Annotated in this window: 19 protein-coding genes; 7 read left to right on the top strand and 12 right to left on the bottom strand. The window is 71.7% G+C overall.

Translation table 11 applies throughout. From position 1 onward, the window contains the following. Genes ACWCV9_RS08690 through ACWCV9_RS08660 form a run of 7 tightly spaced genes read right to left on the bottom strand, consistent with a single transcriptional unit; the run spans position 1 to position 8,210 of the window. Positions 1-1,209: an acetylornithine transaminase gene (locus ACWCV9_RS08690; RefSeq protein WP_450784972.1), complete on the bottom strand. Its 1,209-nt coding sequence runs from the start codon at positions 1,207-1,209 to the stop codon at positions 1-3. Further along, positions 1,206-2,111 carry an acetylglutamate kinase gene (argB, locus tag ACWCV9_RS08685; RefSeq protein ID WP_385844478.1) on the bottom strand — a complete coding sequence of 302 codons (906 nt, stop codon included), beginning with the start codon at positions 2,109-2,111 and terminating at the stop codon, positions 1,206-1,208. The genes ACWCV9_RS08690 and argB overlap by 4 nt, the downstream gene beginning before the upstream one ends. Beyond that, positions 2,108-3,259: a bifunctional glutamate N-acetyltransferase/amino-acid acetyltransferase ArgJ gene (argJ, locus tag ACWCV9_RS08680; RefSeq protein ID WP_450784971.1), complete on the bottom strand. Its 1,152-nt coding sequence runs from the start codon at positions 3,257-3,259 to the stop codon at positions 2,108-2,110. Before argJ ends, argB begins: the two co-directional genes overlap by 4 nt. After that, positions 3,256-4,284, bottom strand: coding sequence for an N-acetyl-gamma-glutamyl-phosphate reductase (gene argC, locus ACWCV9_RS08675; RefSeq protein ID WP_450784969.1), 1,029 nt, complete (start codon positions 4,282-4,284; stop codon positions 3,256-3,258). The genes argJ and argC overlap by 4 nt, the downstream gene beginning before the upstream one ends. Before the next feature lie 45 nt (positions 4,285-4,329). Continuing rightward, positions 4,330-4,704 carry a GtrA family protein gene (locus tag ACWCV9_RS08670; protein ID WP_450784967.1) on the bottom strand — a complete coding sequence of 125 codons (375 nt, stop codon included), beginning with the start codon at positions 4,702-4,704 and terminating at the stop codon, positions 4,330-4,332. After that, positions 4,701-5,651 (bottom strand): glycosyltransferase family 2 protein, encoded by a 951-nt coding sequence (locus tag ACWCV9_RS08665; protein WP_450784965.1) that lies wholly within the window; start codon positions 5,649-5,651, stop codon positions 4,701-4,703. The genes ACWCV9_RS08670 and ACWCV9_RS08665 overlap by 4 nt, the downstream gene beginning before the upstream one ends. 24 nt (positions 5,652-5,675) lie before the next feature. Then, positions 5,676-8,210, bottom strand: a complete 2,535-nt coding sequence (locus ACWCV9_RS08660; protein ID WP_450784964.1) for a YfhO family protein — start codon at positions 8,208-8,210, stop codon at positions 5,676-5,678. A gap of 333 nt (positions 8,211-8,543) precedes the next feature. Between ACWCV9_RS08660 and ACWCV9_RS08655 the strand changes: the two genes are divergently transcribed. Beyond that, positions 8,544-8,981, top strand: coding sequence for a carboxymuconolactone decarboxylase family protein (locus ACWCV9_RS08655; protein ID WP_450784963.1), 438 nt, complete (start codon positions 8,544-8,546; stop codon positions 8,979-8,981). Here the strand turns inward: ACWCV9_RS08655 and ACWCV9_RS08650 are convergent. After that, on the bottom strand, positions 8,968-11,451 hold the full coding sequence (locus tag ACWCV9_RS08650; protein ID WP_450784961.1) for an alpha-L-arabinofuranosidase C-terminal domain-containing protein: 2,484 nt from the start codon (positions 11,449-11,451) through the stop codon (positions 8,968-8,970). The two genes, ACWCV9_RS08655 and ACWCV9_RS08650, sit on opposite strands and share 14 nt — an antisense overlap. A 147-nt stretch (positions 11,452-11,598) precedes the next feature. Between ACWCV9_RS08650 and ACWCV9_RS08645 the strand changes: the two genes are divergently transcribed. After that, positions 11,599-12,069, top strand: a complete 471-nt coding sequence (locus ACWCV9_RS08645; protein ID WP_450784960.1) for a DUF6314 family protein — start codon at positions 11,599-11,601, stop codon at positions 12,067-12,069. On the opposite strand, the gene ACWCV9_RS08640 is transcribed toward ACWCV9_RS08645, so the two are convergent. Then, a complete protein-coding gene (locus tag ACWCV9_RS08640; RefSeq protein WP_385844487.1) occupies positions 12,051-12,644 on the bottom strand; it encodes a histidine phosphatase family protein in 594 nt (197 codons plus the stop codon). The two genes, ACWCV9_RS08645 and ACWCV9_RS08640, sit on opposite strands and share 19 nt — an antisense overlap. 97 nt (positions 12,645-12,741) lie before the next feature. Between ACWCV9_RS08640 and ACWCV9_RS08635 the strand changes: the two genes are divergently transcribed. Continuing rightward, the gene (locus ACWCV9_RS08635) at positions 12,742-13,356 is read left to right on the top strand and encodes a DUF6461 domain-containing protein (RefSeq protein WP_450784958.1); all 615 of its coding nucleotides are present in this window, start codon (positions 12,742-12,744) and stop codon (positions 13,354-13,356) included. Here ACWCV9_RS08635 and ACWCV9_RS08630 read toward each other — a convergent pair. Continuing rightward, positions 13,353-14,786: an aminotransferase-like domain-containing protein gene (locus ACWCV9_RS08630; protein ID WP_450784956.1), complete on the bottom strand. Its 1,434-nt coding sequence runs from the start codon at positions 14,784-14,786 to the stop codon at positions 13,353-13,355. The two genes, ACWCV9_RS08635 and ACWCV9_RS08630, sit on opposite strands and share 4 nt — an antisense overlap. Here ACWCV9_RS08630 and ACWCV9_RS08625 point away from each other — a divergent pair. Together ACWCV9_RS08625 and ACWCV9_RS08620 are read left to right on the top strand one after the other, a co-directional pair. Continuing rightward, positions 14,785-15,696 (top strand): DMT family transporter, encoded by a 912-nt coding sequence (locus tag ACWCV9_RS08625; RefSeq protein ID WP_450784954.1) that lies wholly within the window; start codon positions 14,785-14,787, stop codon positions 15,694-15,696. The two genes, ACWCV9_RS08630 and ACWCV9_RS08625, sit on opposite strands and share 2 nt — an antisense overlap. Before the next feature lie 18 nt (positions 15,697-15,714). Continuing rightward, positions 15,715-15,912, top strand: a complete 198-nt coding sequence (locus ACWCV9_RS08620) for a DUF1918 domain-containing protein (RefSeq protein WP_450784953.1) — start codon at positions 15,715-15,717, stop codon at positions 15,910-15,912. A 1-nt stretch (position 15,913) separates the two neighbouring features. On the opposite strand, the gene ACWCV9_RS08615 is transcribed toward ACWCV9_RS08620, so the two are convergent. Beyond that, positions 15,914-17,137: a glycoside hydrolase family 10 protein gene (locus ACWCV9_RS08615; RefSeq protein WP_450784951.1), complete on the bottom strand. Its 1,224-nt coding sequence runs from the start codon at positions 17,135-17,137 to the stop codon at positions 15,914-15,916. Between the two features lie 169 nt (positions 17,138-17,306). Between ACWCV9_RS08615 and ACWCV9_RS08610 the strand changes: the two genes are divergently transcribed. Further along, on the top strand, positions 17,307-18,164 hold the full coding sequence (locus ACWCV9_RS08610; protein WP_450784949.1) for a 3-hydroxybutyryl-CoA dehydrogenase: 858 nt from the start codon (positions 17,307-17,309) through the stop codon (positions 18,162-18,164). Between the two features lie 187 nt (positions 18,165-18,351). Further along, positions 18,352-18,807: a hypothetical protein gene (locus ACWCV9_RS08605; RefSeq protein WP_450784948.1), complete on the top strand. Its 456-nt coding sequence runs from the start codon at positions 18,352-18,354 to the stop codon at positions 18,805-18,807. Between the two features lie 94 nt (positions 18,808-18,901). Here the strand turns inward: ACWCV9_RS08605 and ACWCV9_RS08600 are convergent, their stop codons facing one another. Then, positions 18,902-20,152, bottom strand: coding sequence for an erythromycin esterase family protein (locus ACWCV9_RS08600; RefSeq protein ID WP_450784947.1), 1,251 nt, complete (start codon positions 20,150-20,152; stop codon positions 18,902-18,904). Positions 20,153-20,184: the final 32 nt, after the last annotated feature.

Here is a 20,184-nt window from a genome sequence, read left to right as displayed (position 1 = left end):
TCATTCTCCGGATCGTCCGTCCCCGTCCACCGGGTTCGCTGCGTCGAGGATGCCGGGCAGTGCCTGGAGCAGCGCGCCCGTCTCGTCGTCGCGGAGGTTCAGCGGCGGCATGAGCCGCACGACGTCGGGGGCGGGCGCGTTCACCAGGAACCCGGCCTCCTGGGCCGTCTGCTGCACCTGCGCTGCGTACGGCCCGGTGAGCACGATACCCAGGAGCAGGCCGGCACCACGGACGTGATCGATCAGCGGGTGGCCCAGGGCCTCGATTCCCTGGCGGAGCTTCTCGCCCTGCCGCTTGACGTTCTCCAGCAGTCCCTCGGCCGCGATCGTGTCGAGCACCGCCAGGCCGGCCGCGCAGGCGACCGGGTTGCCGCCGAAGGTGGTCCCGTGCTGGCCGGGCTGGAGCAGCTCGGCGGCGCGGCCGAAGGCGACGGTCGCACCGAGCGGGAGTCCGCCGCCGAGTTGCTTGGCGAGGGTGACGACGTCGGGCAGGACGCCCTCGTGGGCCTGGTACTCGAACCAGGTGCCGGTGCGGCCGATGCCGGTCTGCACCTCGTCCAGGACCAGCAGGGCACCGGTGGCGGCGGTGATCGCGCGGGCGGCCTTGAGGTAGCCGGCGGGCGGGACGACGACGCCGTTCTCGCCCTGGACGGGTTCGATGATGACGAGGGCGGTGTCCTCGGTGACGGCGGCGGCCAGGGCCTGGGCGTCGCCGTAGGGGACGTGGGTGACGTCGCCGGGCAGCGGCAGGAAGGGCTCCTGCTTGCCGGGCTGGCCGGTGAGCGCGAGGGCGCCCATGGTCCGGCCGTGGAAGCCGCCGCTGGTGGCGACCATATGGGTGCGCCCGGTCAGCCGGCCGATCTTGAAGGCGGCCTCGTTGGCCTCGGCGCCGGAGTTGCAGAAGAAGACCCGGCCCTCGCGGCCGAAGAGCGTCAGCAGCCGCTCGGCGAGGGCGATGGTGGGCTCGGCCATGAAGAGGTTGGAGACATGGCCGAGGGAGCCGATCTGCCTGCCGACGGCCTCGACGATCGCCGGGTGGGCGTGGCCGAGGGCGTTGGTGGCGATACCGCCGACGAAGTCGAGGTAGACGCGGCCGTCGGCGTCCCACAGCTTCGTGCCCTCACCGCGCATCAGGGGCAGCCGCGGGGTGCCGTAGTTGTTCATGAGCGAGCCCTGCCACCGCTGGGTCAGCTCCTGGTTGCCCGTCACTGCGCGTCCCCCTTGTGCTCGTCGGGCACGACCATGGTGCCGATGCCCTCGTCGGTGAAGATCTCCAGCAGGATCGAGTGCTGGACCCGGCCGTCGATGACCCGGGCGGTGGTCACGCCGTTGCGCACGGCGTGCAGGCAGCCCTCCATCTTCGGCACCATGCCGGCGCTGAGCTCCGGCAGCAGCTTCTCCAGCTGGGAGGCGGTGAGACGGCTGATCACCTCGTCGGAGTTCGGCCAGTCCTCGTAGAGGCCCTCGACGTCGGTGAGGACCATGAGGGTCTCGGCGCCCAGTGCCGCAGCGAGTGCCGCAGCCGCCGTATCAGCATTGACGTTGTAGACATGGTGGTCGTCCTCGGAGCGGGCGATCGAGGAGACGACCGGGATCCGGCCGTCGGCCAGCAGCGCCTCGATCGCGCCGGTGTCGATGCCGGTGATCTCGCCGACCCGGCCGATGTCGACCAGTTCGCCGTCGATCTCCGGCTGGTGCTTGACGGCGGTGATGGTGTGCGCGTCCTCGCCGGTCAGACCGACGGCGAGCGGGCCGTGCTGGTTGAGCAGGCCGACCAGTTCGCGCTGGACCTGTCCGGCCAGCACCATCCGTACGACGTCCATGGCGTCCTCGGTGGTGACGCGCAGGCCCGCCTTGAACTCGCTGACGATGCCGTGCTTGTCGAGGGCGGCGCTGATCTGCGGGCCGCCGCCGTGGACGACGACCGGCTTGAGGCCGGCGTGCCGCAGGAAGACGACGTCCTGGGCGAAGGCGGCCTTCAGTTCCTCGTTCACCATGGCGTTGCCGCCGAACTTGATGACGACGATCTTGCCGTGGTGCCGGGTCAGCCAGGGCAGCGCCTCGATGAGGATCTGCGCTTTCGGCAGGGCCGTGTGCTTCCGAGTGCTCATGACGAGTAGGCGCTGTTCTCGTGGACGTAGTCGGCGGTCAGGTCGTTGGTCCAGATGGTCGCGGTCTCGGTGCCCGCGGCCAGGTCGGCGACGATGTGCACCTCGCGGTAGCGCATGTCGACCAGCTCGCGGTCCTCGCCGACGGAGCCGTTCTTGCACACCCAGACGCCGTTGATGGCCACGTTGAGCTGGTCCGGCTCGAAGGCGGCGGAGGTGGTGCCGATGGCGGACAGCACCCGGCCCCAGTTGGGGTCCTCGCCGTGGATCGCGCACTTGAGGAGGTTGTTGCGGGCGATGGAGCGGCCCACCTCGACGGCGTCCTCCTCGCTGGCCGCGCCCACCACCTCGACCTTGATGTCCTTGCTGGCGCCCTCGGCGTCGCCGATCAGCTGGCGGCCGAGGTCGGCGCAGACCTCGCGTACGGCCTCGGCGAACTCGCTGTACTCGGGGGTGATGCCGGAGGCGCCGGAGGAGAGCAGGAGGACGGTGTCGTTGGTGGACATGCAGCCGTCGGAGTCGACCCGGTCGAAGGTGACCCTGGTCGCGGCGCGCAGGGCCCGGTCCAGGGTCTCGCCGTCGAGGTCGGCGTCGGTGGTGAGGACGACCAGCATGGTGGCGAGGCCGGGGGCGAGCATGCCGGCGCCCTTGGCCATGCCGCCGACGGTCCAGCCGTCCTTGGTGACGACGGACGTCTTGTGCACGGTGTCGGTGGTCTTGATGGCGATGGCGGCCTTCTCGCCGCCGTGCTCGGACAGCTGGGCGGCGGCCGTCTCGACGCCGGTGAGGACCTTGTCCATGGGGAGCAGGACGCCGATGAGACCGGTGGAGCAGACGGCCACCTCGATGGCGCCCCGGCCCAGCACCTCGGCGACCTTCTCGGCGGTGGCGTGGGTGTCCTGGAAGCCCTGGGGGCCCGTGCAGGCGTTGGCGCCGCCGGAGTTGAGGACGACGGCGGAGACCTGGCCGCTCTTGAGGACCTGCTCGGACCATAGCACCGGCGCGGCCTTCACACGGTTGGAGGTGAAGACGCCCGCGGCGGCACGGCGTGGCCCGTTGTTGACCACGAGGGCCAGGTCGGGATTGCCGTTCTCCTTGATCCCGGCGGCGATACCCGCCGCCGCGAATCCCTTGGCTGCCGTGACGCTCACGGTGCGACTCCGATCGTCGAAAGCCCGGTGCTCTCATCAAGCCCCAAGGCGATGTTCATGCTCTGTACGGCACCGCCCGCGGTGCCCTTGGTCAGGTTGTCGATGGCGCTGATCACGATGATGCGGTCGGTGGACCCGTCGTACGCGACCTGCACCTGGACGGCGTTGGAGCCGTACACGGACGCGGTCGCCGGCCACTGGCCCTCGGGGAGCAGGTGCACGAAGGGCTCGTCGGCGTAGGCCTTCTGGTAGGCGGCGCGCAGCGACTCCCCCGTCACCCCGGGGACGGCCTTGGCGTTACAGGTGGCCAGGATTCCGCGGGGCATCGGCGCCAGGGTCGGCGTGAAGGAGACGGCGACCCGCTGCCCGGCCGCCCCGCTGAGGTTCTGGATCATCTCGGGGGTGTGCCGGTGGCCGCCGCCGACGCCGTACGGCGACATGGAGCCCATGACCTCGCTGCCGAGCAGGTGCGGCTTGGGTGCCTTGCCGGCGCCGGAGGTGCCGGACGCGGCGACGATCACCGCCTCCGGCTCCGCGAGTCCGGCCGCGTAGGCGGGGTACAGGGCGAGGGTGACGGCGGTGGGGTAGCAACCGGGTACCGCGATGCGCTTGGACCCCTCCAGCGCGGTGCGGGCACCCGGAAGTTCGGGGAGGCCGTAGGGCCAGGTGCCGGCGTGCGGGGAGCCGTAGAACTTCTCCCAGTCGGCCGGGTCCTTCAGCCGGAAGTCGGCGCCCATGTCGATCACGAGGACGTCCGGGCCGAGCTGCTCGGCCACGGCGGCGGACTGCCCGTGGGGCAGCGCGAGGAAGACCACGTCGTGCCCGGCGAGCGCCTCGGCCGTGGTCTCGGTCAGCAGCCGGTCGGCCAGCGGCAGCAGGTGCGGCTGGAGCGCGCCGAGCCGCTGGCCGGCGTTGGTGTTGCCGGTCAGGGCACCGATCTCGACCTCGGGGTGCGCGAGGAGCAGACGCAGGACCTCTCCGCCCGCGTATCCGCTCGCCCCGGCCACCGCCGCACGTACCGCCATGTCCACCCTCCTCTGGATGGCATGACTATACGTATCGCTGCACGTTTATGCAATCGACTTGGGGAGCATCACCCAGCGGGACACCAGGAAGGTGATCGGGATGGCGGCCGCCGAGGCGACGAGGGGGGCGAAGCGGCTCCCTGCGTGCAGGACGTCCACGATCACGTAGACGCCCGCCGTGGTGATCAGGAAGTTCGCCAGGTTCGTCAGCGGGAACAGCAGGAATTTCCGCCAGGTGGGCCGGACCCGGTAGGTGAAGCGCGCGTTCAGGAAAAAGGAGCCGACCATGCTGATCGCGAAGGCCAGCACATGCGCGGCCAGGTACGGCAGCCAGGTGAGGAACACCAGGTACAGCAGGTAATAGGCGGCCGTATTGACGACGCCTACCGCGGCGAAGGTGAATATCTGCCTGGGGATCAAGGGATGAGGTCTTTCGTCCGTTCCACGTTGGTCGCCTTCACCAGGAAGTGCGGGCGGCCCTTCACCTCGTAGTAGATGCGTCCCGTGTACTCCCCGATCACTCCCAGCATGACCATCTGCACGCCCGCGAGGGCCGTGACGGCGGTGATGATGGTCACATAGCCGGGCGTCTGGACGCCGTGGACGAGGGCGGCGCCCACGATCCAGGCCGTGTAGAGCCCGGCGCACAGCAGCAGGGCCATACCGAGCCAGAGGGCGGCGCGCAGCGGGCGGTTGTTGAAGGACAGCAGGCCGTCGATGCCGTAGTTGAGCAGGCCGCGCAGGTTCCAGGAGCTGCTGCCGCCCTCGCGCGCGGCGTTCGGGTAGTCGAAGGTGACGCTCGGGAAGCCCACCCAGGCGAACAGGCCCTTGGAGAAGCGGTTGTACTCGGTCAGCGCGAGCACGGCGTCCACCACCCGGCGCGACAGCAGCCGGAAGTCGCCGACGCCGTCCACCAGCTCGACGTCGACCAGGCGGTTGACGAGCCGGTAGTACAGGCGCGTGGTGAGGGTCCGGGTGACGCCGTCGCCGGTGCGGTCGCGGCGGGCGATGACCTGGTCGTGGCCCTGTTCGCGCAGGGCCACCATCCGCTTGATCAGCTCCGGCGGGTGCTGGAGGTCGGCGTCCATGACGATCACCGAGTCGCCGGCGGCGTGCCGCAGACCGGCCAGCAGGGCGGCCTCCTTGCCGAAGTTGCGGCTGAAGGAGACGTACCGGACGCGGGCGTCGAGGCCGGCGAGGCGTTCCAGGACGGCGAGGGTGCCGTCCCGGCTGCCGTCGTCGACGTAGACGAACTCCATGTCGTGGCCGAGCGGGAGCAGCTCCTCCGCGACCTTCTGGACCTCCTCGTGGAAGCGGGCGAGGACGGCTTCCTCGTTGTAGCAGGGCGCGACGATCGAGATCAGCATGGCGGGTTCCCCCCAGGGACGCGGTCAGCGGGCGGTGGTCAGGCGCTCGCGCGGCGGTGTGGTCATGGGTGGCGCAGGGGCGCGGCGGCGGCGCAGCGCGGCGGGCGCCGCGAGCAGCCCGAGGACGAGCAGCGAACCGGCCCCGACGGTCAGCCCGAGCCGCTCGCCGGGCGGATGGAAAGTGCAGGTCAGCGTGGTGGCGCCGGGCTCCAAGGGCACGGCGATCAGGCCGTGGTACCGCCCGGCGGGGCGCTCGGGCCCGGCGCCGGTGGCGCAGCGCCAGCCGGCGATCCGGGGTGCGGCGACGACCGCGATCCCGGTGCTGCCGGCGGGCAGCCGGGCCCGCAGGGTGCCGTCCGAGACGGTGACGCGGGTGGCCCCGCCCGCCGTCAGCCGGGCGGCGGCGGCGCGCAGCCGCCCGGTGTCCAGGCAGCCGACCGCGCCGGACGGGATGCTGCCGGGCCGGTCCGGGCTCAGCTCGATCCGCACCCGCCCGGAGACCGGCGCGGTGCCCAGCGGTGCCATGGCCGCGCGGTTGCGCGGATAGGCGGCGTGGAAGCGGGCCGGGCCGGCGCCGCCGCGCGCGAGCCGGGCGGTCCCGGAGTAGTACGGCGCCCACAGGTGCACCTCGGTCCCGGCCGGGCAGCGGGCGGTGACCACGGGGTGGGTCGCCGCGGTGCCCGAGCCGACCCGGCCGGACCTCACCGGCCGTCCGGTGTCGTCCGCCACGGTGAGCCGGGGCACGGTGTAGACGCGGCTGCCGAGCAGGAGTTCCTGGTTGCGGTACGGCGAGCGGCCGAAGGGCCGCCTCTCCGGCGCGGCCCGCACCGTGACCAGGGGCGGGACGGCCCGGCGGGTGACGCGCACCGGGCCTGCCTGGCCCGGCGGCGGGCTGTGCACCCGGGCGCCGACGGAGAAGAGGACGTCCGTGACGGCGTTGTCCAGGCTCTGCACGCTGCGCCCGCGCGAGGTCCAGCCGCCGCCCAGCGCGGTGAGGGTGCGGCTGAGGACGTCGGAGGTCAGGCTGCTGTAGTAGGCGGCGCCCTGGCCGCCGACCAGCAGCGGGTCGTTGCCGGTGGTCTGTTCGCGGCCGGGGTCGGTGCGGTGGCGGGGCCAGTCGTCGGCCGCGGCGACCGCAGCCGCCTGCCGGGCCTGCCACTGCCCCCAGGGCGCGTAGTGGTCCAGGTGGCGCAGCCGCAGCCCGGTGGCGACGGCGGAGGTGGCGGCGGTCTCCCCGGCCTGCGCGCCGAGCAGGAGGACGGCGGCCAGGGCGGCCAGGGCCGTGCGGTGCCCGGCGCGGCGCAGCAGGGCGAGGCCGCCGAGGGTGCCGGCGGCGCCGAGCAGCAGCACCGGCCAGGTGTGCGGCCGTACCAGCGGGCTGCGGGCCGCGACGGCGGCGAGCAGGACGAGCAGCGCGGTCCCGGCCGCCAGGGCGCGCCGGTCCGGCGGGCCGTAGGCCAGGGCGTGCCATGCGGCGAGGACCAGCAGCCCGCACAGGACGAAGGTCTGCCGGTAGGGGCTGCCCTGCGGGGTGGCGAAGGCGTGCCAGAGGAGGTGGGTGGGCGCCCACTGGAGGGAGAGGGTCACCGCGAGCACCAGCCCGGTCCAGCCCGCGCGGACCCGGGCGGGCACCGCCCGGTGGAAGGGCAGGGCGAGGGCGAGCAGCAGGGCGGTGGTGCCCACGTAGAGGGCCGGGGAGCCGAAGCCGTAGGTCGTGGGCAGCAGCCGGGCGAGCAGGTCCTCGGTGGGCACCGGGCCGAACTGCCGCACCTGGCCCGGGTAGGCGTGCCGGGTGCCGAAGTAGACGACCGTGACGAGCGGGGCGGCCAGGCCGACGCCGAGGGCGAGGGTGAGCAGGGCGCGTCCGGCGGCGCGCAGTGCCTGCCCGCGGGACGGCCGGGCGAGCAGCAGACGCAGCAGGACGACCAGACCGGCGCCCAGGGTGGCCATGTACGCGGTGTAGAAGTTGGCGGTCCAGGCGAGGGCGACGAGCGGCACCCCGGGCAGCCACCGGCGGCCCGCCAGGGCGCGCTCCCCGGCCAGGCACAGCAGCGGCAGGGCGATCAGGCCGTCGAGCCACATGGGGTTGTAGGCGGCGTCGGCGACGGTCCAGCCGCACAGCGCGTAGGAGGCGCCGAGCAGTGCGGCCGCCCACCAGCGGCCGGAGCGCAGGGTGAGCAGCAGGCAGGCCATGGCGGCCGCGGCGCAGGCGGTCTTCAGGACGGTGACGGTGTAGACGGCGAGGTCGATCTCGTCCCGCGGGAAGAGCGCCACGAGCGGGGCGAACGGGCTGCCGAGGTAGGTGCCGAGGTCGGGCAGGAAGGAGGAGCCGTAGCCGGACTGCCAGTTGACGAGGAGACCGCCGTCGGCGCGGCCGTGCAGCAGGTCCCAGAGGTGGGCGTGGAAGGGCACGTACTGGTTGCCCAGGTCGTTGACGCTGCGGGTGCGGGGGCCGAAGGGGTAGCTGCGGGCGAGGGCGTCGGCGGCGCAGAACACCGCGGTGGCGACGGCCGCCGCGAGCAGCGCGGCGGCTCCTTTCGGACGCGATACCGCTTTCACGCCCTGTTCCCGTCCGGGTGTCGATGCATTTCCGGCGCCCCCTCGGCAGATATCTCCGGGTCTTTTCGCCGTCCTAGACGGGCACTGATTCCGGTTGGTTGTGCGCTCACCGGAAATTGGTGCGTCATCCAGGGAATTCGGGAAACACGGCGTGAATTAAATGACGCCGCGGAAAACACCGGCCGTACGGGCGGTGCGACCGCCGGAGCCGGCCGCCGGTCCGCGGCTTGACCTGGAGCGCACTCCAAGTCCTACCGTTCATCGAGCGGAGGACAAGATCGAACACGACGAACGGCTGCTGGACGCCCCGCAGCCGGGGACGGAAGGCGAGAGATGAGCAAGAGCACCACCCGTGACGAGCGCTTCGCCCACGGCCTGGAGGTCCTGAAGAGGGTCGACGGGGAGGCCGGGCAGCGAGTCGTGGACTCGCTCGCCGACATCAGCCCGGAGCTGGGCCACCAGGTCGTCTCCTGGGCCTTCGGGGAGATATACGACCGGCCCGGGCTGGCCCCGCGCGACCGCCAGCTGGTCACCCTGGGCATGCTCACCGCGCTCGGCGGCTGCGAGGCCCAGCTGGACGTGCATGTGAACGCGGCCCTCAACGTGGGGCTCACGCCGGAGGAGATCGTGGAGGCGCTGCTGCACTCCGCCGTCTACTGCGGCATGCCGAAGGCGCTGAACGCGACCTTCGCGGCGAAGAAGGTCTTCGCCGAGCGCGGGCTGCTGCCGCTCGGACAGCAGCCCGCGGAGGCGACCGCTACTTCTGCCTGATCCTCAGGAAGGTGACGGAGTTCGCCGGGAAGGTGTACGTGAACCTGCCGGCGACCCCGGTGACGGTGGACGTGACCGGGGCGACCGCGGTGGCCGTCTCGGTGTTCACCGCGTCCGGGGCGGCGGCGAGCGTGGTCGCCTGCGCCGTGCCGGCGACCTTCGCACCGCCCAGGTCGATCGCCGTACGGGCCGCCGAGGCCTGCGCGTTGACGACCTTGACGATCAGCTCACCGGTCTTCGCGTCCCGGGTCACGACCTGGCGGAACGGCTCGGCCGGCGTGTCGTCGGTGAAGCTGCCCCACTGCTGTCCGTCGAGGTAGAGCGTGACCTGGCGGCCGCGCACCGTGATGTCGACGTCGTAGGCGCGGCCGGTGTCGACCGAGCCCGGCTTGGCGATCAGCGTGGACTTGGCGCCGTCCACGGCCTGCTCGACCGCGCTCTGGGTGTTGTTCCAGCCGCCGAGGTTCCACCAGTAGTAGGTGCCGGTGTCCTTGACCCCGAAGGCGACGAGGAAGCCCTCCTGGCCGGACTTCTTGGTGGCCTTCACATGCAGGTCGTAGTCGTGCCAGGACGGGTCGCCGGCCGAGACCATGGTGTTCTGGGCGGTGGCGTCGGTCTGGACGTACTGGCCGTCCTGGACGCTCCAGCTGCCGGTGCCGGTGTGGGTCCACCGGCCGGCGTCACCGGAGAAGTCGTCGCTGAGCAGCGCCGAGCCGTCGGCGGCGGTGACCTTCACATCGTCGTAGGCGGCGCTGGTGTTCCAGGTGGACAGGCCGACGGCGCCGGAGATGGGGGCCGGCAGAGTCGGGGTACCGGTCGCCGTGCTCGGGACGACCCGGTCGCCGACGTTGTTCATGAACAGCTTCTGGACCTCGTAGTTCGCCGAGCCCCAGGAGGCGTGGTTGTTGAACCACACCATGTCCGGGCTCCACTGCACGGAGTCCTCGTTGGCGAACAGCGGGGCGTAGGAGGCGAGCTTGACGACATCGGCGTTGCGCTCCAGGCCGGTCATGTACGCCGCCTCGGCCAGGCCGTTCTTGAAGGCGTTGCCGCCGGAGGCGTACTCGCCGAGGAAGACCTTGGGGCCGGAGCGGTCGTACGAGTCGTAGCGGCCGTTGTTCTGGAGGAACCACTGCGGGCTGTTGTAGTAGTGCTCGTCGACCATGTCGACCTTGGCGTCCCGGTTGAGCTTCCAGGCGGTGTCGAAGGTGGTGCCCGAGTCGTCCGGGCCGGCGTTGGAGATCACCTGCATGGACGGGTACTTCGCCTGGATCGCCGCGCGGAACCGCGTGAAGCGGGCGAAGAACTCGGTGGGCAGGTTCTCCTCGTTGCCGACCTCGATGTGGGTCAGGTGGAAGGGCTTGGGGTGGCCCATCCGGGCGCGCACCCTGCCCCAGGTCGAGGTGGCCGGGCCGTTGGCGAACTCGATCAGGTCCAGGGTGTCCTGGATGTGCCGCTCGAGCAGGGCGTCGTCGTCGGTGGCCTTGTTCTGGCCGCAGCCGGTCACCAGGGCGGGCACGACGGGCAGCGGCATGGCGCCGATGTCCTCGGCGAACCGGAAGTACTCGTAGTAGCCGAGGCCGTAGCTCTGGTTGTAACCCCAGAAGTTGGCGTTGACGGCCCGCTGCTCGACCGGGCCGATCGTGTCCTTCCACTGGTAGGAACGCTTGCGCTGCCAGCCGGAGGCCGCGCTGTAGTCCTGCATGGAGCCGGTGTTGACCAGGCAGCCGCCGGGAAAGCGGAGGAAGCCCGGGTGCAGGGCGGCGACCTTCTCGGCGAGGTCCTTGCGCAGGCCGTTGGGCTCGTGCTTGTAGGTGTCGCGCGGGAAGAGCGAGACCATGTCGAGGGCGGTGGCGGCGCCGGAGGCCACGGTGAGGCGGCCGGTGGTGCTGGTGCGGGTGGCGACGAAGGAGGCCTTGTACTGAGCCCAGCCGCCCTTCCGCACGGCGATCCGGCGGGCGGTGGCGAGCGTGGTGCCGTCGGTGTCGTGGAGGGTGACGGTGAGCGTGGTGCCGGCGTCGGCGCGGGCCCACACCGAGAAGTCGTAGGCCTTGCCCTTCTGCACCGCGACACCGGTGTTGTAGCCGGAGTTGGTGACCGCGGAGTCCGCGCCCAGGGCCAGGTAGGTGCGGTTGCGGTCGTTCAGCCGGCCGGAGTCGTCCAGGACCTGCGCGGTACCGGAGACCGTCCAGGCGGTCAGCGGCGTGTACGACGTGTTGTCGTCCTTCGTGTACTCGAAAGACCGGTTCTGCACGAGTTCGGCGTACAGGCCCCCGTCGGCGGCCCGGTTGATGTCCTCGAAGAAGACGCCGTACATCGTCCTGTCGATGGCGGGCCCCTGGGCCGAGGGGTCGACCGTGATGGCGTAGTCGGTGACGTCCTCGGCGTGGGCGGGCGCGGGAAGGACGGCCGTGGCGAGCAGAACGGCGCTCGCGCCGAGACCGAGTCTCCAGCGGGCGGTGCGTGACATGGATACTCCGCGGCTCTGGGTGTTCGAAATATCAGACATTGGTCAGCACTTCGGACGAACCTTAAAGACGGGGTAAGGACACGTCAATGGGTGCGGAGGGAGGGGCGTGGGAGGGTCGCAGAAGGGCCCACCGCATAAGCTCCGCCCATGGACACGCCCCGGCCACCGCTCGACCCCGACGTCCCGTGGCCCGTCCCGGATGTCCTCGCGTACCTGGCCGGGTGCTGGCGGGTCGAGCGGAGCGTGCGGGATCTGGCGAGCGGGGACGAGGGGCGCTTCGAGGGGCGCACCGAGTTCAGCGCGGCGGACGAGGGCGGGCTGCTGCACACGGAGTCGGGCACCTTCACCTGGCAGGGCGTGACGAGGCCGGCGAGCCGGACGCTGCGGTTCCTGCCGGGGTCCGCGCCAGGCACGGCGGACGTCCGGTTCGCCGACGGCCGCCCCTTCCACACGCTGGACCTGACCACCGGGCGGTACGTCGCCGAGCACCCCTGCGCGGCGGACCTCTACCGGGGCGAGTTCACCGTCACGGACGCCGGACGCTGGCGCACGGTGTGGCGGGTCGGCGGCCCGGCGAAGGACCTGCTGCTCGTCACCGACTACACGCGCGTGCGCTGAGCGGGGACGGCGTCGAGGCAGAGGTTCCAGCGGCCGCCCCGGCCGGAGACGGTGCTCGTGCTCAGCGGCCGGACATCGATGTTCCAGTAGCTCGACGGCGGCGCCTTCAGCGCGTACACGAGGGCCGCCCGGATCACGGACGGCTCGGCGACCGCCACGATCCGGCCGCCGTCCGTCGTCGGCCGGGTCTCCAGCCAGCCGCCGACCCGGGAGATGAAGCCCAGCAGCGACTCGCCGCCGTGCGGGGTGGCGCGCGGGTCGGCCAGCCAGGCGTCCACCGCCTCCGGCTCGCGGGCCATCGCCTCGCCCAGGGTCAGCCCGCGCCAGCGGCCCATGTCGCAGTCGCGCAGCGCCGGCTGCACCAGCGGGGCGTACCCCAGGGCGTCGCCGGTGGCGCGGCTGCGCGGGGTCGGCGAGCAGTAGCGCAGCTCGGCCGCGGCCAGCGGCAGCAGCTCTCCGGCGACCCGCTGCACCTCGTCCCAGCCGGCCCCGTCCAGCGGCCGGTCGTCGTCGAAGCGCTCCGCGAGCAGGGGTGCGCTGCGCGCGGCGGCGACGAACGTCACCCTCAGTGGCATGCGGTGATGGTGGGCCGCGGAAGGTGACCGGTCAAGGGGGTGTTACCGATGAGTGACCCGTGACGGGTTGTCAGTGGGGGGTGGCATGCTGGCGGGCATGACAGAGATCACGACGGCCGCGGACTACCGGTGGCTCCGCGAGGAGCACGCGCCCCTGCTCGAGGCCTACTGCGTCACGCTGGTGAAGGGGCTCGCGCCCGAGCAGCTGCTGAAGGAGCTGAAGGCGGAGAAGGAGGGCAGCGTCACCGGCGTGGCCGAGCTGGAGGAGCCGTGCTACGACGCCTGGGACGAGCACGACGGCCTGAGCGTGCTGGTCGGTGTCGCGGCGCTCGGCGACTGGACTCTGATGGTCGAGTACAACGGGTTCCTGGGCACGCTCGCGGACGTGATGCTGCCGGTGTCCCGTGGCCGTACGGCCGTCTCGCACTTCCGGAACATCAACGCGGTGGACCACTTCTACTGGTTCGAGGACGGCGAGATACGGCTCCAGTTCGAGCCGCTGTTCCCGACCCAGCGCCACGGCACCCACCCGGACGAACTCGTGACGCAGATGCGGGAGTCCGGCTTCGATCTGAGGGAGCACGGGGAGCGGGACATCGACCTGCACACCGAGGCCGCCTTCGCCCTCGCCGAACGCATCACGGGCGTCCGGCTGACCCGCGAACTGTTCGCCTCCCTGGAGTTCACCACCGCCCTGGTGCCGGGCGCCTAGAGCACCTCGTCGCAGACCGTCCGCAGTCGCCGGACGCCCTCCGCGATCTCCCCGGTCCCGGCGACCGCCGCGAAGCTCAGGCGGAGGTGGGCCGCGGGAGGTTCGGCGCTGAAGTAGGGGCGGCCGGGGGTGAGGGCGACGCCCGCGCGGAGGGCGGCGGCGGCCAGCGCCGCCTCGTCGGCGCCGTCGGGCAGGCGCACCCAGAGGTGGTAGCCGCCGGACGGGATGTGCGGAAGGGCCAGCTCCGGCACATGCAGCGCGAGCGCGCCGGTCATGGCGTCGCGGCGGTCCTTCAGGGCGGCCGAGAGTGCCCGGAGATGGCGGGGCCAGGCCGGGGAGCCGACGAGTTCCAGGGCGGCCTCCTGCAACGGCCGGGGGACGAAGAAGCTGTCCACGACCTGGATGGCGCGCAGCCGCTCCAGCACCGGCCCGTGCGCGGCCAGCGCGCTCACCCGGAAGCTGGGCGAGGTGGCCTTGGTCAGCGACCCGACGTGCACCACGACGCCGTCCGGGTCGTCGGCGGCCAGCGGGCGGGGCAGCGGTCCGGCGTCGGCGTGCACCAGGCGGCGGACGAAGTCGTCCTCGATGACGAAGGCGCCGGCCTCGCGGGCGATGCGCAGCACCTCGCCGCGCCGCTGCGGGGCGAGGACCGCGCCGGTCGGGTTCTGGAACAGCGGCTGGCAGACGAACACCCGGGCGCCGCTGGCCCGGAAGGCATCGGCGAGCAGCTCGGGCCGTACGCCGTCGGGGTCCACCGGGACCGGCACCGGCCGCAGCCCGGCCGCCCGGGCGAGGGCGAGCATCCCCGGGTAGGTCGGCGACTCGACGAGCACCGGGGCGCCGGGCGGGGCGACCGCGCGCAGGGCGGTGGCCAGCGCGGACTGGCCGCCCGCCGCGATCAGCACCTCGGCCGCGGTGACGGCCCCGCCGATCCCCCGGGCGAACCACTCCCGCAGCTCCGGCAGGCCCTCCAGCGGCGGTCTCCCCCAGGCACCGGGGCGCCGCCCGGCCCGGGCGAGGGCCGCCGCCATGGCCCGCTCCGGCTGGAGCGAGGGGTGCAGATAGCCGCCGTTGAACTCCAGCACCCCGGGCGGCGGCACGGCGAGCGAGACGGTGACCCCGGAGGCGTCCACCGTGCGCGGGACCAGGTCGCCGGTGCCGTCGGCGCTCAGCGCGACCTCCTGCCAGGAGGTGTCCCCGGCCGGGGTCGGGGCCGTCCGCGGCCGGGCCCGGAAGGCACCGGCGCCGGGGCGGGTGACCACCAGCCCCTCGGCGGCGAGCTGGGCGAGGGCCCGGGAGACGGTCACCGGACTCACCCGGAACCGCTCCACCAGCGCCCGGCTCGACGGGAGCTTTCCTCCCGGCGAGTAGCGGTCCAGCTCCCGCCGGAGCTGTTCCGCGAGTTCAGCCACACTGCTACTCTGCTGCATGAGGATACAGAGTAGCGCTACTACCGCGACATCGATAGCAGTCAGCGTCCCCGCGAAGCGCCGGAGCCTCGGCACCGCCCAGGCCGCCCTGGGTGTGGCCTCCTTCTCGCTGACCTTCCCGGCCACCGCCTGGGGGCTGGAGAGCTTCGGCCCCTGGTCCCTGGTGGCCGTGCGCGCGGTGCTGGCCGCCCTCATCGCGGGCGGCTGTCTGCTCGCGCGCGGCGTACGGCTGCCCGAGCGGCGCCATCTGCCGGGGCTGGCCGTCGTCGGGGCCGGGGTGGTGCTGGGCTTCCCGCTGCTGACCACGCTCGCGTTGCAGACCTCCACCACCGCCCATGCCGCCGTCGTGGTGGGGCTGCTGCCGCTGACGACCGCCGTCCTGTCGGCCCTGCGCATGGGCAGCCGGCCCTCGCGCCGGTTCTGGCTGGCGGCGCTGGCCGGAGCGGCTGCGGTGGCCGGCTTCACGATCAGCCAGAGCGGAGGCGCGGTCACGGCGGCCGACGGCTGTCTGTTCGCGGCCCTGCTGGTGTGCGCGGCCGGCTACACCGAGGGCGGCCGGCTGGCCCGGGTGATGCCGGGCTGGCAGGTGATCGGGTGGGCGCTGGTGATGTGCCTGCCGCTGAGCGTGCCGGCCGCCGCGGTGGCCCTGGCCCATGAGCCCGTCCATCTCACCGGGCACGGCATCGCCGGACTGCTGTGGCTGGCGGCGGGCTCGCAGTTCCTCGGCCTGGTGGTGTGGTACCGGGGCATGGCGGCCATCGGCATCCCGCGGGCGAGCCAGTTGCAGTTGGCCCAGCCGCTGCTCACACTGGTGTGGTCGGCGCTGCTGCTGGGCGAGCACTTCACGGCGGCCGCCCCGCTGACCGCTGTGGCGGTGCTCGTGTGCATCGCCGTCACGCAACGGTCGTGATCGTGAGGAGGGCCTGACATGCGTGCTTCCAAGGGCGACCAGCTGGTCCAGCACGGCAGAGTGGTCGGACAGCACGACCAGGTCTCGGAAGTGGTCGAGGTGCTGGGCTCCGAGGGCAACCCGCCCTACCGCGTCCGGTTCCAGGACGGACACGAGGCGATCATGTCCCCCGGTCCCGACTGCCAGGTCAAGCACAAGGGCGAACCACAGCGGTAGCTCAGCGCGGCGGCGGCGCCGGTCGCCCGTAGTGATCGGCGACCACGCGCGCCATCGCCCCGATGGGGTCCGCCGCCAGGTCCCTGGCGGCGAAGAAGACATGCCCGCGCACCTGGGGGAAGCGGGCGGCGAGGGTGAGGTGGCGGGACAGTTCGACCGGGTCCTGCCACGCCGAGGGCTGCCCGGAGGCGCCCGCCTTGTAGAGCGCCTCGCCGATGTAGAGCCGGGTGGCGGTGCCCTTCGCGACCGACGCCCACCAGTCGACCAGCTCCGCGTAGTCGGCGGCGGCGAAGCCGATGTGCCAGTACAGCTGCGGGACGATGTAGTCGATCCAGTTCTTCCGGACCCATGTCCGGGTGTCCGCGTACAGATCGTCGTACGTCTGCACGCCCGCCCGGGTGTCCGAGCCCCGGGAGTCGGTGGAGGCGTTGCGCCACACCCCGAAGGGGCTGATCCCGAACGCGGTGCCGGGCCGGATCCGGCGGACCGCGGCGGCCGTCTCCCGCACCAGCGTGTCGATGTTGTCCCGCCGCCAGGCGGCCCGGCTGCCGAAGTCGCCGCCGTAGCGGTCGTAGGCGTCGTCGTCGTCGAAGGTCTGCCCGGCGACCGGATAGGGGTAGAAGTAGTCGTCGAAGTGGACCCCGTCGACCGGGTAGCGGGCGACGGCGTCGAGCATCGCCTGCTGGACGAAGGACCGGACCTGGGGCAGACCGGGGTTGTAGTAGAGCTTCCCGCCGTACGGCACCACCCAGTCCGGGTGCTTGCGGGCCGGGTGGGAGGCGGCGAGCCGCCCGAGGTCGGTGTGGTTGGCGATCCGGTACGGGTTGAACCAGGCGTGCAGCCGCAGACCCCGGGCGCGGGCCTCCGCGACGGCGGTGCCCAGCGGGTCCCAGCCGGGGTTCTTGCCCTGCGTGCCGGTGAGCACCTCGGACCACGGCTCGTACGGCGACGGCCACAGGGCGTCGGCCGCGGGCCGCACCTGGAGGAACACCGTGTTGAGCCGGTCGCGTACCGCCTTGTCCAGGAGCGCGGTCAGCTCCTTGCGCTGGGCGGAGGCGGTGCCGCCGGGCTCGGCGGGCCAGTCCCGGTTGCCGACGGTCGCCACCCACACGCCCCGCATCTCGGCCGTGGCCCGCCCCGCGCCCCCGGCCGCCGCCGCGCCCTCGGCCGGGACCATGGCCGTCAGCGCCGCCAGGGTGAAAGCCCGCCGTGACAGACGCCCCATCCGCACATCCCTACGCTCCGGATCCGTCTCGTCGCGGATCGTTCCGGGCCCAGGATGCCCCCACCCGGCCGATCGATCATCGATACTTGGCGGTAACGTGCACGATCGGAGCAGGCGCCGAAACCCGGGGGTCCTGCCAGGAGCCGACAGAACCAGCGAAGGGAACGATGTGACCGACATCGAGCGCGTCGGAGTCGTGGGCTGCGGCCAGATGGGCGCGGGTATCGCCGAGGTGTGCGCCCGGGCGGGACTGGACGTGAAGGTCGCCGAGACCACCGGCGAGGCCCTGGAGTTCGGCCGCACCCGGCTGCTCAACTCCCTGGCCAAGGCCGCCGAACGCGGCAAGATCAGCGAGGCGGAGCGGGACGCCACCCAGGCGCGGCTGAGCTTCACCACGGACCTCGGCGAGTTCGCCGACCGTGATCTGGTGATCGAGGCCGTCGTCGAGAACGAGCAGGTCAAGACCGAGATCTTCCAGGTGCTCGACCAGGTGATGACCCGGCCCGACGCGATCCTGGCCTCCAACACCTCCTCCATCCCGCTGGTGAAGCTGGCGGTTGCCACCTCCCGCCCCGACCATGTGGTCGGCATCCACTTCTTCAACCCGGCTCCGGTGCAGAAGCTGGTCGAGCTGATCCCGGCGCTCACCACCTCCGAGGGCACCCTCAGCCGCGCCCAGGTCTTCGCCGAGAAGGTGCTCGGCAAGCACGCCATCCGCGCCCAGGACCGCTCCGGCTTCGTGGTGAACGCGCTGCTGGTGCCGTATCTGCTCTCCGCGATCCGGATGTTCGAGTCGGGCATCGCGAGCCGCGAGGACATCGACAACGGCATGGAGATGGGCTGCGCCCACCCGATGGGCCCGCTGAAGCTGTCCGACCTGATCGGCCTGGACACCATCGTCTCCATCGCCAACTCGATGTACGCCGAGTACAAGGAGCCGCTCTACGCCGCTCCCCCGCTGCTCCAGCGCATGGTCGAGGCGGGCCGGCTGGGGCGGAAGACCGGGTCGGGGTTCTACACGTACTAGCCAGTGCGGCGATACCGCCAAGTGGCGCTGTTTCAGGGCGAGTTCACCCGGACCAGCGCCCATGGCGGCGCTGCCGTCGCGGGCTCTCACTGCGCCCGCCAGGTCCTCATCCGCGCATCCTCGCCCTGCTCATGCCGAGGACGGCGTCCTCGCTGTGGATCTCACGGAGTGCCGGGACGCTGGAGGAGTGGACGCCGAGGCGTTCGAAGTCGGCGTCGGAGACGCCCTAGAAGAGCGCCGGCTTTATGTCCGCCGTGTTGTCCGCACTCTTCGTCTGGCCATTGAGGGTGCCGTACAGGCTGCCCAGGTCAATCAGCTCGATACCACCCGTGACCTTGTTGATATCGATGGCACCCAGGGCAACGCGCTGGTCAGCAACGCAACGGTGTGCGGGTCCACCTTGGTCGCTGGTGGAGACTGCTACCTGGTGGAAGGAGCACGGCAATTCGTCGCTGGCTGCAGGCTGGAGAAACTGCAGCAGGTTCGACCAGCGCAGCCAGTCCGCCCAACGGTTCTTGTGGTCGTCGTCAGCGACGGCCTCCGACCGGTCGTCGAGCACCGTCAGGCACGCCTTGCTCGTCGCCGCGTCAGCGCCAGAACCTACCGGCGGCCCAACCTCAAGGACGCCCAGGTCAATGGCTGACTTCTGTCTCGTGGCAAGCCCGTCGCATAGGAACTTCCGCACCTGATTCACGTGTTGTCCAATTAGCCTCCAGTCCGGACAGCTGTGTTGGCTCTCAGCTCAATAGCATCGAAGGCGTCGAGCGGGCCACGTACGCCAATCCGTCGTACTCACGCATCAACACCGTTTGTGTCATGGAGAAACGGTATGTCAGGCGTGGCACGCCAGCACCGAAGGACCTCATGAACTGCGGGCTCTCCAGCCACTTTGCGACGGCGAGTTGGGCCCTGCCGGCCCGGAGGTCGATCAGGTGATCTGCGGAGTTGGCCGACGCCAATTGGGCCTCGACGGAGCGCGGGCCCGCCGCACTGATGGTGTGCTTCCTGGGCGGTCGTGTTGCGGAGTTTCCGGGGCGGGCGCGGAAGGCGCCCTCGCCGAACAGCAGGCCCAGGGCGTAGTACCGCTCACCGTAGTGATCCCTGAGGTGACGCCCCATGGCGGGAATGTCTCGCGCATATCGGTCGGTGCAGACGTGGCCGTTGTGGGCCCAGACGGCCACCTTGTCGGCAGTCCCCTCCTCCAGGGTAATCACTGCCTGGGCCATGTGGTGGTCCCGGGCGGCCAGCGCGCCCATCTCCTCACCGTCTCCGCGCGGTGGCCGGGAGGCTACGTCGGCCGCGGCCACGATCAGGCGCGCATGCCTGAGCGCCTGATCGACGCCTGTGCCGCCGATGTGAGAGGCAAGCCGCGGACGCTCTTCCTCGAGGAATCGCTCCAGGTCACGCGCCTCGGCAAGGAGCTGGGAGCGCTGGGCCACGAGTGATCCCGTCCTGGCCTCCGCCAGCCTACCGAGCAGGCCGCCGGTGGTGTCCGCCCGTTCCGGTGCCACCGTGCGCAGCACGGCGGCCAGCGCCACCAGAGAAGGACCGCATCGCTGGGGGTCGATGCCCACGAAACGCACGGCCCGGTCCGGGGGAACCGATCGGTTGTGGTCTCGCATCCACTCCACGACGTCGAGCATTTCCCGTGTCCGCCACGTCCAGAAGCCGAGGCCGGCCACTGCGTCGACGGCATCACCGGTTCCGTGCAGCACGTAGTCGTCGACCGCCTGAGCAGCGGAGGCACTGGCCTCCATGGCCAGAGCGGTGAACCCCATCTCCTCGACGAGGAAGCGCAGTAACAGGTGTTTGAGTCGGAAAAACTCGGCGGTCCCGTGCGTCGCTTCCCCCATCCCCAGAACGCGTACGTCGCGCAGAACCTTGCGCAGTGGCTCCAGGTCACCGTAGTCCGGGTCTGATGCCTCGGAGTGCAGGCCTTTCAAGGGCAAGGCGTTCTCTTTCAGCCATCGTTGCACTTCCTCGGTCATCGCCATTTCCTTTCGCGTCACCTCTCGACATG

The sequence above is a fragment of the Streptomyces sp. NPDC001606 genome (assembly GCF_053596835.1).
The sequence above is the reverse complement of the archived record's forward strand: the minus strand, read 5'-3'. Positions and strand labels throughout refer to the sequence as shown.

Excerpts from the sequence above, each read along its gene's own strand:
- ACWCV9_RS08635 (WP_450784958.1), top strand. The coding sequence starts at position 12,742 with ATGACAGAGATCACGACGGCCGCGGACTACCGGTGGCTCCGCGAGGAG.
- ACWCV9_RS08645 (WP_450784960.1), top strand. The coding sequence starts at position 11,599 with ATGGACACGCCCCGGCCACCGCTCGACCCCGACGTCCCGTGGCCCGTC.
- ACWCV9_RS08665 (WP_450784965.1), bottom strand. The coding sequence starts at position 5,651 with ATGCTGATCTCGATCGTCGCGCCCTGCTACAACGAGGAAGCCGTCCTC.
- ACWCV9_RS08640 (WP_385844487.1), bottom strand. The coding sequence starts at position 12,644 with ATGCCACTGAGGGTGACGTTCGTCGCCGCCGCGCGCAGCGCACCCCTG.
- ACWCV9_RS08600 (WP_450784947.1), bottom strand. The coding sequence starts at position 20,152 with ATGACCGAGGAAGTGCAACGATGGCTGAAAGAGAACGCCTTGCCCTTG.
- argC (WP_450784969.1), bottom strand. The coding sequence starts at position 4,284 with ATGGCGGTACGTGCGGCGGTGGCCGGGGCGAGCGGATACGCGGGCGGA.
- ACWCV9_RS08620 (WP_450784953.1), top strand. The coding sequence starts at position 15,715 with ATGCGTGCTTCCAAGGGCGACCAGCTGGTCCAGCACGGCAGAGTGGTC.
- ACWCV9_RS08615 (WP_450784951.1), bottom strand. The coding sequence starts at position 17,137 with ATGGGGCGTCTGTCACGGCGGGCTTTCACCCTGGCGGCGCTGACGGCC.
- ACWCV9_RS08625 (WP_450784954.1), top strand. The coding sequence starts at position 14,785 with ATGAGGATACAGAGTAGCGCTACTACCGCGACATCGATAGCAGTCAGC.
- ACWCV9_RS08655 (WP_450784963.1), top strand. The coding sequence starts at position 8,544 with ATGAGCAAGAGCACCACCCGTGACGAGCGCTTCGCCCACGGCCTGGAG.
- argB (WP_385844478.1), bottom strand. The coding sequence starts at position 2,111 with ATGAGCACTCGGAAGCACACGGCCCTGCCGAAAGCGCAGATCCTCATC.
- ACWCV9_RS08650 (WP_450784961.1), bottom strand. The coding sequence starts at position 11,451 with ATGTCACGCACCGCCCGCTGGAGACTCGGTCTCGGCGCGAGCGCCGTT.
- ACWCV9_RS08630 (WP_450784956.1), bottom strand. The coding sequence starts at position 14,786 with ATGCAGCAGAGTAGCAGTGTGGCTGAACTCGCGGAACAGCTCCGGCGG.